The sequence below is a fragment of the Phenylobacterium sp. genome (genome assembly GCF_025351295.1).
In the GTDB taxonomy this organism is placed as follows: Bacteria; Pseudomonadota; Alphaproteobacteria; order Caulobacterales; family Caulobacteraceae; genus Phenylobacterium.
The window spans coordinates 1-10626 of sequence record NZ_JANXWD010000111.1; the positions used below are offsets into that span (position 1 = coordinate 1).

7 protein-coding genes are annotated in these 10626 nt (G+C 70.1%); 1 reads left to right on the forward strand and 6 read right to left on the reverse strand.

Going from position 1 to position 10626, the window contains the following annotated elements:
* Positions 1-53: 53 nt before the first annotated feature.
* From Q0R13_RS15960 to Q0R13_RS15975, 4 genes are all read right to left on the reverse strand, one after another.
* A complete protein-coding gene (locus Q0R13_RS15960; RefSeq protein ID WP_293905677.1) occupies positions 54-1046 on the reverse strand; it encodes an aspartyl protease family protein in 993 nt (330 codons plus the stop codon).
* Entirely contained in the window at positions 1043-2794 is a 1752-nt protein-coding gene (locus tag Q0R13_RS15965) for a tetratricopeptide repeat-containing sulfotransferase family protein (RefSeq protein ID WP_293905679.1), read from the reverse strand. The genes Q0R13_RS15960 and Q0R13_RS15965 overlap by 4 nt, the downstream gene beginning before the upstream one ends.
* A 68-nt stretch (positions 2795-2862) precedes the next feature.
* Complete coding sequence (locus Q0R13_RS15970; RefSeq protein WP_293905689.1) at positions 2863-4467, reverse strand: tetratricopeptide repeat-containing sulfotransferase family protein; 1605 nt, start codon at positions 4465-4467, stop codon at positions 2863-2865.
* A gap of 264 nt (positions 4468-4731) precedes the next feature.
* A complete protein-coding gene (locus Q0R13_RS15975; protein WP_293905681.1) occupies positions 4732-7716 on the reverse strand; it encodes a TonB-dependent receptor in 2985 nt (994 codons plus the stop codon).
* A gap of 369 nt (positions 7717-8085) precedes the next feature.
* Between Q0R13_RS15975 and Q0R13_RS15980 the strand changes: the two genes are divergently transcribed.
* Positions 8086-8616: a hypothetical protein gene (locus tag Q0R13_RS15980; RefSeq protein ID WP_293905683.1), complete on the forward strand. Its 531-nt coding sequence runs from the start codon at positions 8086-8088 to the stop codon at positions 8614-8616.
* A gap of 39 nt (positions 8617-8655) precedes the next feature.
* Here Q0R13_RS15980 and Q0R13_RS15985 read toward each other — a convergent pair whose 3' ends face one another.
* Both Q0R13_RS15985 and Q0R13_RS15990 read right to left on the reverse strand, forming a co-directional pair.
* Complete coding sequence (locus tag Q0R13_RS15985) at positions 8656-9828, reverse strand: aspartyl/asparaginyl beta-hydroxylase domain-containing protein (RefSeq protein WP_293905685.1); 1173 nt, start codon at positions 9826-9828, stop codon at positions 8656-8658.
* A partial coding sequence (locus tag Q0R13_RS15990) for an ABC transporter permease subunit (protein ID WP_293905687.1) occupies positions 9828-10626 on the reverse strand: 799 nt, incomplete at its 5' end. The genes Q0R13_RS15985 and Q0R13_RS15990, both read right to left, overlap by 1 nt.

A 10626-nucleotide genomic window follows, 5' to 3' on the forward strand; every position in this document is an offset into this window, starting at 1 on the left:
GGGTCCCCCTCCCCCTACGGGTGAGGAGTAGAAGGCCCGCTTCTTCCGCGCCCTCAGGCCGCGCGGTGGCGGGTGCGGATGAAGGTCACCTCGCGGCGGCCGAAGTCCAGGGCGACCGAGTCGAAGTTGCGCAGCACGTCGATGCCGACCAGCATCGCCGGCCGGTCGTTGAGCCCCCACAGGCTGAAGATGTGCAGCGGCGCGAAGGCCGCGCGGATGTTGTTCAGCCCGATCCCGCCCAGCCGCAGGCGCGGCAGGTTGGCCAGCACCGCCGACGAGGTCTGGCCGGTGGCGCTGATCAGCTCGGTCGCGACCAGGCGGTCGGCGAAGCCGGGGTTCTGCTGCACCAGGGCCGCGCGCAGGGCCTCATTGCCGCAGGTGATCTGGGCGCCGGAATCCAGGAAGGCGCGGACCGGGATGCCGGCCACGTCGGCGTCGAAGATCACCAGCTGGCCCGAGCGGTACTGGGCGGGCACGACGATGCCCCGTTCCGGGTCCGGAATGCGCGTGCCCGTGCCGCGGCCGACCGAGGCGCCGACGCCCGAGGGACCGATCTCGAAGGTATTGGCGCTGAAGTTGAGCTCCATCCGCCGTCCCTTCAGCACGTCGATGCCCAGCAGGCCGTCGGCGCCGAGGCTGGCCCTGGGCAGCGACGGCAGGCTGAGGCGATACGACAGCACCTGGCCGACCCGCAGGCGCGGCACCTTGACCAGCGGCGCGGACTGGACGCCGGCGATGCCATGGACCGGGGCGACGCCATCGCTGTCGAGGCTGCAGCGGGTGGCGGTCTCAATGCCGACCACCGTGCGGTTGGCGCCGGTGTCGACCACGAACTGGAACGGCCCGCGGTCGTCCACGTGCACCGGCACGGTCATCCGCAGGGCCTGGTCGAAGGCGGTCTCCAGCCGGGTGCCGGTGGCCGGCGGGGCGGCTGGATTCACCTGCGCCAGGTTGATCGAGAACACCGGCTCGCGCCGCGTCGTGGCGCAGCCCGTGACCAGGCCGGCCAGCAGCGACTGGGTCACGTGGCGGCGCGAGAAGGTCACGTCGCGGAGTATCCGAACCGGGTGACCCACGGCTCCAGGGTCGGCAGCACCGGGGCCAGCTGGTCGCGATAGCGCCGCCACGCCCCGACGCCCTCGGCGCTGAGGCCGCGCGAGAGCTGGGCGCCGCTGGGGGTGGCCACCGCCCGGTCCCGGGCCTGGTCGGCGAAGTTGCGCATCGCCTCCACCCAGGGCAGGCCCAGGGCCGCGCAGACCTCGCCCACCACGGTGTCGAAACCGTCCACCAGGGCCTCGTGACGCACGACGTGGGTCCTGGGCCCCATGGCCGGCTCCACGAGCTCGGCGATGCGCATGGCGGCGTCGTAATAGCCGGCCGCGCCCGGCAGGGTCAGGAGCTGATAGGCCGAGCCGCTCATGGCGAAGCGGCGGCGGTAGCAGCTCAGCACCACGTCGCGCGGATCGCGTCGGGCGAACAGGATCTTCGCATCCGGGAACAGCTTCAGGATCAGCGGCAAACGGAAGGTGTTGAGCGGGTGCTTGTCGACGAACACCTTGCCTGCCGGTTCGGCGCCCTCGGCGCGGACCTTGGCCCAGTAGGCGTCGCGCAGGGGCGCAAGCTCCGCCTCGCGGGCCACCGCCAGGCGGCCCAGGTCGGACGGCTGACGCAGGAAGGCGCGGGTGGCGTCGAGGAGGGTCTCGCGCTCCTCGAGCGCCTCGACGTCGGGGTGGCTGGCCAGCACCTGCTCCAGCAGGGTGGTGCCCGAGCGGGGGAAGCCCAGCAGGAAGACGTGGGTTTTCGGGCCGTCGGCGCGCGGCGCGGCGGCCGAGGTCCAGGCGGACGCCGGGATCGCCGCCAGTTCCTCGAGCATGCCGCGGGAGAACTCCAGCGCGCCGATCCCCTGGTCGTGGACCGGCGCATAGGCGCGGAACAGGCCCATGTTGCAGGCGGCGTAGGCCTGGAAGGCGTCGGCGGGCCGGTCCTGGGCGTCGAGCACGTCGCCCAGCAGGCCCTGGGCCAGGGCGCGCTGCTGAGGCGTCAGGCGCGCGTCGGCGGCCAGCAGCTCCAGCCGGCGCTCTGCCCGCTCTCCGGCCCCCTCGGCCGCGTCGGCGGCGGCCAGGACCATCACGGCGTCGGGGAAGTTGGGTTCGGCGGCCAGTACGGTCTCGGCCAGCGGCCGGGCCTGGGCGTGGGCGCCGCGGCGGCTGAGCAGATTGGCCAGGCCCTGCAGGGCGCCCAGGTTCTGCGGCTGCAGGTCGAGGGTGTGCTTGTAGGCGACCTCAGCCTCCTTCAGGCGGCCCAGCGCCTCGAGCGCCGTACCCCGGGCGCAGTGCGCGCCAGCGAACGCCGGCTGGATCGCCACGACGCCGTCGAACATCGCCAGCGCGTCGGCATAGCGTTCCACGCGCGCCAGGACCAGGCCAGCCGCGTTGCGGGCGCCGATATCCCGGGGATCCAGGGCGATGGCGCGGGCCAGTGTCGCCAGCGCCTCGTCGTAGCGGCCTTCATCCTCGCGCTTGAGGGCCGCGAGATTGAGCACCAGAGAATGCTCCAGCCCGGACTTCAGCGCCTCGTCCGCCAGGTCGGAGGCGCGATCGTAGTCCTCGGCCTTCACCGCGGCCTGGATCTCGGCCAGACGCGCGAGGTCCGCGTCGGGGTCGCGCGCCGCCGGCGGGGCCGGCACGACGACCGACGGCGCAGCCGGGCCCGTCGCGACCGTCACCTTGGCGGACGGCGCCGGCGTGTAGGCGCCCACCTTCACCTTGATCTGTCCGACCTTCCAGTTGCTCAACGCGGGTACCTTTCAGGCTGCGATCCGGGCGGCAGCCAATCTAGCAGGCGGCTTGAGGCAAGGCGCGCCTAGAGCGCAGGCGCATCGGGATAGGCGTCGAGGACGGGTCCCAGGGCCGCCTTCAGCGGCCCCAGCCACGGCTCGAACCGCCGCCAGTGCTCGGCCGCGTCGGTGAAGATCGGCTGGCGGACCTGCTCGGAGCTGGCGGTGCGCACGGCGCGGTCGTTCTCGTAGAACTTCAGGCAGCCGGGCTCGAACGGCAGACCGCAGGCGTCCAGCAGCCGGCGCACCTGCGCCTCCGGTTCGGCCACCATCTGCTCGTAGATCACCCGCTGCACGCGGTCCGGCAGCACCGCGTCGAAGTGGGCCATCAGCTCGACGTAATCGCGGTAGTAGCGGCCCAGGTCAGCGAGGTCGTAGCTGAACACCTGGCCGGCGGCGAAGTGCTGCTTGAAGCCGGAGAAGCAGCAGCCCAGGGGGTGGCGCCGCGCATCGACGATCTTCGCGTTCGGCAGGATCAGGTGGATCAAGCCCACATGGGCGAAGTTGTTCGGCAGCTTGTCCACGAAGAATGGCCGGTCGGTCTTGCGATGTACCTGGGCGCGGGCGAGGTATTCCTCGCCGAGCACGGCGATCTCGGCGGGCGACAGGGCCGCCAGAATGTCGGGATAGGCGCCTTCGGACTCGCGCCGCGCACGGCCGGCGAGGCGCGCGGCCAGGGCCGGGATGTGGGGCAGCTCCTGGGTGCCTTCGACCTGGCTGTGGCTGGCCAGGATCTGCTCGATCAGGGTCGAACCCGAGCGCGGCAGCCCCACGATGAAGATCGGATCGGGCCGCGGACAGCCCTGGCCGGCGTGGGCGGCGAAGAAGCCGCGGCTCAGCAGCGCCTTGGTGCGGTGCATCTGGCCGCTGGTCTCGCGGGCGTCGTAGTCGACGCGGGCGCGCTGGATGGCGTTGCCGCGGACGTACTCGGCGAAGGCGGCGGCGTCGCGGCCAGCGTCCTCGTGCGCCTTGCCCAGCGCGAAGTGCAGTTGCAGCCGATCCGGCTCGGACAGTTCGCCCGTGGTCAGCGCGGCTGCCATGGCGGCCACGTCGGCGTCTGTCAGGCGGACGGTCTTGAGGTTGGCCAGGCTCCACCACGCCTCGCCCAGCTTCGGGTCGAGGACCAGGCTGCGGCGATAGGCGGCGATCGCCTCGGCCTGGCGGCCGAGGGTCTTCAGGGCGTGGCCGTAGCTCATCCAGGTCAGCGCCTGGTCGGGATGGGTCTCCAGAACCGCCGCATAGGCCTCGGCCGCCGCGGCGTCCTCGCCCAGGCGCAGGAGGGAGGTGGCGCGCAGGTGGCGGTAGAGGGGGTTGCCGGGCTCGGCCTGCAGCAGGCGTTCGGCCTGGACCAGGGTCTCCTCGACGCGGTGGCGCCAGTTCAGCACCATGGCATAGGCGTAGCGGGCATCGGTGAAGCCGGGCGCGGCATCCAGGCAGCGCAGGAGCAGGTCCTCCGCCTCGGGATTGCGCCCGGCGCGCGCCGCGAGGTCGGCCAGCATCCAGAGCGCCAGCGGGTCGGCGGGGCGCCCGGCGACAACGGCGCGGAGGGCGGCGTCGGCCTCGGCGAGGCGGCCCGCGCAAAGGGCGTCGGCGGCGCGGACGAGGTCGGGGTCGGAGACCGTCGCGCGCATCTGCCGGGCGTAGGCGGCGTCGGCCGCGGCGATGTCGCCGGCCAGCCGCAGCCGGTCGCCCTCCGCGCGCCAGCGGGCCGCCCCGGCCGGATCGGCGGGGGTGACGCCCGCGGGCGGCTTTGCCGGGCTCCCCCCGGCGCTCAGGCTGTAACGCCCGGAATTCCACGTGTTCACGCGGCGCAACCTAGCAGCCGTCGCGGCAAAATGAATGGGGCGGCGGATTGCTCCGCCGCCCCAAAGGCAGTCCCGGTTCTGACCTTCGACCTAGAAGTCGGCGGTCAGGCCGATGAAGGCGTAGCGGCCGAAGGAGTCGTAGACCTGCGGGAAGGTGTTGCCGTTGCAGACACCGGCCGGGCAGTTGGACTGGCCGACGAGCGGCGGATCGCGGTCGAACACGTTGTTCACGCCGGCGCGGAACTTGATGGTGTTCCGCACCGTCCAGGTCGCCGTCATGTCGATGTAGTCGCGCGAGCTCAGGGTCCGGTCCGACGCGTACTGGATGCCCGTGTTGTTGAGCTGGGGATCCTTGTCGTAGGCGTCCAGTGTCACCTTGTCGAAGTGGCGCCATTGGACGGAGAGGCCGACGCCCTTGATCCAGTCGCCGTACTCGAACGGCGTGGCCCAGGTCAGGCGCATCTTGTGACGCCATTGCGGGTTCGGGGTGCCGCAGACCGTGCCGTAGAGCTTGGCGCAGTCGTAGAACTTGTCGCCCGGGAGCACCTGGGTCTTCAGCTGGTCGAGATAGGTGCCGACGAAGCTGAGGGTGATGCCGCCCATGTTCTCCAGGCCGAACCGGTCGAGGTCGGTGCGGTAGCTGGCGTTGATGTCGATGCCCTTGGTCCGCAGGGCGCCGGTGTTCAGGGTGGTGTCCTGAATGAAGCCCTGGTTGGACAGGAACAGGGACCCCTGCGCGTCGCGGTGGACCAGGTTGCAGAAGAACGGGTTCGACGTGTTGACACACCGGGTGATGATGACGTCAGCGCCGACGTTGTTGATGTAGTCTTTCACCTTGATGTCGAAGTAGTCGGCCGACAGGTTGAAGCCCGGCAGGAAGGTGGGCGTGGCCACGAAGCCGAAGGAGAAGGTGTCCGAAGTCTCGGGCTTCAGGTTCGGGTTACCACCGATCTGGCCGTTGTACTGCGGGGCCGGGTTCTTCTCGATGGCCAGCACCTGAGCGGTGGTCAGCTTGAAGATCGCAGCGCAGGTGGCGACCTTCGGGTCGCCCGGCGACAGGCCGGCGCAGGGGTCCTGCGTGCCGTCGAGCACCACGTTCTGCGGGCTGAACAGTTCCAGCACGTGCGGCGCACGCACCGCGCGCTGGTAGCTGCCGCGCAGGCGAAGGTCATCGACGATCTGCCAGTCGCCGGCGATCTTGTAGGTGCTGGTCGTGCCGGACGAGGAATAGTCCGAATAGCGGTAGGCCAGTTCCAGCTGGGCCTTCTTGACGAACGGCATGTCGGTGATGAGCGGGACCCGCGCTTCGCCGAACAGTTCGTAGACGTCATAGCTGCCGTTGACCGGCGGGTTGGCGCCGCCCGAACCGGCGAGATCGCCCGACGAGGAGATGAAGTCCGCCGCATAGTCCAGTTGCTCGCGGCGATATTCCGCGCCCACCGAGACGCCAACGCCGTCCTGGGCCCAGGGGCTCTTGATGCCGTAGTCGGTCAGGTCGCCGCCGATCGACAGGTTCACCACCCGTTCGGCGAGGTTGCCGGCCTGGGTCGAGGGGGTTTCGAGGTACTTGCGGGCCGCGGTCGTGACGCCGCCCAGCGAGAAGATGTTGTAGGGCACGCAGGCCGGGTCCGAGCCGTCGACCACGGAGGCGCAGGTCGGCACGCCGTTCACGTTGACGACGTTGAGAGACTTGGCGATGGCGCTGGAGCGGAAGAAGCCGGTCACGACCTGCTGGAACTCGACGCGGCCGTACTGCATGTAGAAGTCGTAGTTCCAGTGATCGTTCAGGTCGCCCTTCAGGCCGATCACGTAACGGTACTGGGTGTGCTCGGTGCGGCCCTGGCGGCCGCCGCCTTCGATGTTCCGGCGCGAGACCGTGCCGGTGAACGTGCCGCCCGGATTGGTGAGGCAGTTGCCGCCACCGGTCGCCGCCGTGGCCGGCATCAGGGCCTTTTCCTGGGCCGAGACGAGCGGGTTGGCGCAATTGATCGACTGGGTGCTGGTGAAGACGCCGCCCGGCGCGATCTGGTAGGTGGACGTGTCGTCCATGAACATCAGGTCGGCGTAGGCCTTGGCCCAGGGCTGAATCTCGTATTCGGCGAACGCGCCCATCACGTAGCGGTCGTCGGGACGCTGGTAGTAGTTCGACGGGCCGAAGTTGTAGGTGTCGCCGCCGGTGCGGGTGCGGAAGGTGTTGCCCGGACCGGTCGGATTGACGATCTGGTTGCCGACACGCGCCGGGAAGGCGGTGCCGGAGCCGCCGCAGCCGTTCTGGGCGAAGGTGTCGCCGGAGTTCAAGGTACAGGAGCTGTAGTCGCGGTTGCCCTGCAGGATCGGCTCCACGTGGCGGTAGCCGGCATAGGCGGTGACGTTGCCCTTGCCGTCGGGGGCGTTGACGCCGATCACCAGGGTGACTTCCGACTGCTCGCCGTCGCGGACGTTATGCTTGGGCAGCTGATAGAACTGCGGCGACGCGGCCCCGCGGGCTTTCGTCCTCACCACGTCGGCGATGTCGCTGCTGTTGTTGTGCTGATAGATTCCGTAGTTGGCGTCGACCCGCACGCCCTCGAAATTCTTCTGCATGATGAAGTTGACGACGCCGGCTACGGCGTCGGCGCCGTAGACCGCCGAGGCGCCGCCCGTCAGCACGTCGACCCGCTGGACCAGCGCGCCGGGAATGAAGTTCAGGTCGGCCGAGAGCGCGCCGCCGGTGGTGTTCGGCGTGCCGGGCATCAGCCGGCGGCCGTCGATCAGCACCAGGGTGCGCGTGGCGCCCAGGCCGCGCAGGTTGACGGTGGCCGTGCCGGTCGAGCCGTTCGACAGAGCCGCGCCCTGGGCCGCGAAGGCCTGCGGCAAGGTGTTGATCATGTCCTCGACGCGGGTCACGCCCTGCGCCTTCAGTTCGGCCGAGCCGATCGCCGTCACCGGGCTGACGCTTTCGAGGTTCGGCGACGGGATCCGGGTCCCGGTCACCACAACTTCAGAGACCTCGTCGGCCGAGGGGGCCGCCGCGGCGGCCGCGGCTTGGGACGACAGGCCGAGCAGAGCGGCCCCGCAAATCATAGAAGACGCCAACAGGCGTTCCCGCATGGACATGAATTTCACGGTCTAGATCCTCCAGCGGTCCTGCCTCGACGGGCGGCCGCTCCCCACAAAACGAGATCGGTCCCGGAAACCCTGAGGTCCGGTTACGCCGGAGTTACGAGCGTCGGAGACAAGCGGTCAACGAACATTAGCGATCCGCAATGTTTCGGGCGCCCACCTGTCGCATTCTGGTCACAGATTGCCGGCCCCCTCGGGAAACCGGGTAAGGTTTCGTCAACGATTGTGACAGCGCGCACGCCGCGAGGCAGCTTGGGCCCCTCTCAAGGCAAGGCGCGCCGTTGCGCCCGGCGGTCTCGCCTGCCTAATGAAGCGACACCCCAACCGGACCGGGACCGACCCATGACCCTGCTGCGCAACGTGGCGATCCTCGCCCTCCTGGTGACCCTTGGCGGCGGCCTGGCCCTGGCCGCGCCCAAGTCGGAGGGCCGTGCGGCGATCGTCCAGAAGCTGATCGACTGCCGCAAGCTGACCGACGATCCCGCCCGCCTGGCCTGCTACGACCAGGCCACGGCGGCGTTCGACCAGGCCGAGGCCAAGGGCGACGTCGTGGTCATCGACCGCGACCAGGCGCGCCAGGTCCGCAAGCAGGCGTTCGGCTTCACCCTGCCGTCGATCTCGATCTTCGCGAAGGGCGAGACCGCCGAAGAGGTCGACACCACCGACGGCGTGGTCGCCTCGGCCCGCCAGGACGGCGCCGGGCGTTGGGTGATCAAGCTGGAGGACGGCGCGGTCTGGTCCCAGGTCGGAGTCGAGGAGCTGTTCAAGACCCCCAAGCCCGGCATGCCGGTAAAGATCCGCAAGGCCTCGCTGGGCAGCTTCCTGATGACCGTCGGCAACCAGGGCGCCTTCCGCGCGCACCGGGTGGAGTAGAGGCGCCGCCTTGCTCTCCCGCGTCGCGGGAGAGCAAGGCTACCCGCCATAGAACGCGTTCCGCGCCGCCATCATGGCGTTGATCCGTTCCCGCTCGCCCGGCTCCAGATACGGATTCCACACGTCGAAGATCAGGATCACCCGCAGGCTGTCGGCATCGTTCCAGGCCTCGTGTTCGATCGTGTCGTCGAAGATCCAGGCCTTGCCCAGCTCCCAAGCTCGGACCTCGTTGCCGACCCGGAACCGCGCCGGGCCGGGCAGGATCAGCGGCAGGTGGCAGAGCAGCCGGACGTTGGTGGATCCCGTATGCGGCGGGATGTGGGTGCTGGCCTCCAGGGCGGAGAACATGGCGGTGGGCGCAAACCCCGGCTGGTCCGCCAGCGGCAGCCGCGCCAGCAGGGCGGCGGTCTGCGGGCAGGCCGCGCAGACGGCGTCCTGCCGCCGACCGTCCTTCCACAGGAACAGCGAGCTCCAGCGGCGCGAGTGGTTCAACTCCTCCCACTGGTTGACCGGCGCGTGCGGCGGGAAGGCGATGTAGGGCGCGAAGGCCTCCATCCGGGTCTCGAGCGCACCGGCCAGCTCAGCCTGGATCGACGGCGTGGCGGCCTCCAGCTCCGGCAGCCAGGGGAACAGCTCACGCGGATAGAACGGGATCGCCGGCAGCCGCGGGTAGTGCAGCAGCAGCGGCTCCTGCTGATAGACCTTCTGCGTCCCGGCATAGATGCCGATCGCCTCACCCAGCCGCCGCTGGGCCAGTTCACCGCCGGCGGCGTCCAGGGCGCCCACCTGCTCGGCGAGATAGGCCGCAAGCGCCGTGCGGGTGGTCTCCACCACCGCCCGGGCGCGGGCCAGCGGGCTCTTCAGGTTGGGCGGCAGGTTGGCCTCGGCGGGGGCCAGCTTGATGGCGTTCTCATAGATCCGGGCGGCCAGGCGCTCGCCGGAGAGCTTCTCGGTCACCGCCCCCTTCGAGAGCAGCGCCAGGAAGTTGTAGGGGTCCAGAGCCAGGGCCTCGTCCAGCGCCGCCAGCGCTGCCGGCAGCGCGCCGCTCATCCGATGGATCAGCGCCTTCTGCATCTTCACGTCGGGGTCGTAGGGCGCCGCCGCCTCGGCCTGGACCACGCAGTCGAGCGCCGCGGCCCGGTCGCCGCGCTGCAGCGCCGCAGAGGCGGCGGCCAGCAGTTGCACCGGCGATGTCTGCCCCCCGGCGACCATCACCGGTCCTTGGGATCGATGGCGTCGCGCAAGCCATCGCCGATGAAGTTGAAGCACATCAGGGTCACCACGATCACCAGCGACGGAAAGATCAGCAGCCAGGGCGCCAGTTCCATATCCGACGCTCCGCCGGCCACCAGCGTGCCCAGCGAGGCCATCGGCGGCTGCACGCCCAGGCCCAGGAAGCTCAGGAAGCTCTCGGCGAGGATAACGGCCGGTATGGTCAGGGTCACGTAGACCACCACGGGCCCCAGCAGGTTGGGGACGATATGCCGCGCGATAATCGCGCCGCGGCCGAGCCCGGCGGCGCGGGCGGCCTCGACGAACTCCTTGTTCTTGAGCGTCAGCGTCTGGCCGCGGACGATCCGGCTCATCGTCAGCCACTCGACCGCCCCGATGGCCACGAAGATCAGCACGATATTGGAGCCGAAGGTGACCATCAGCAGGATCACAAAGAAGATGAAGGGGAGCGAATACAGCACGTCGACGAAGCGCATCATCGCCTCGTCCAGCGCCCCGCCGACATAGCCCGCCACCGCGCCCCAGGCGACGCCGATCACCAGCGAGACGAAGGTCGCCACCAGGCCGATGGCCAGCGAGACCCTTAAGCCCGTGAGCAGCCGGGCCAGCAGGTCGCGGCCAAGCGCGTCGGACCCCAGCAGGTGGCCGGCCTGCAGCGGCGGCATCCAGGTGTCGGCCTTGTCCACCTGGTCGTAGGCGTAGGGGATCAGATAGGGTCCGACGGCTGCCAGCAGCACCAGGACGCCCAGCACGATCAGGCTGGCCATCGCCGCGCGA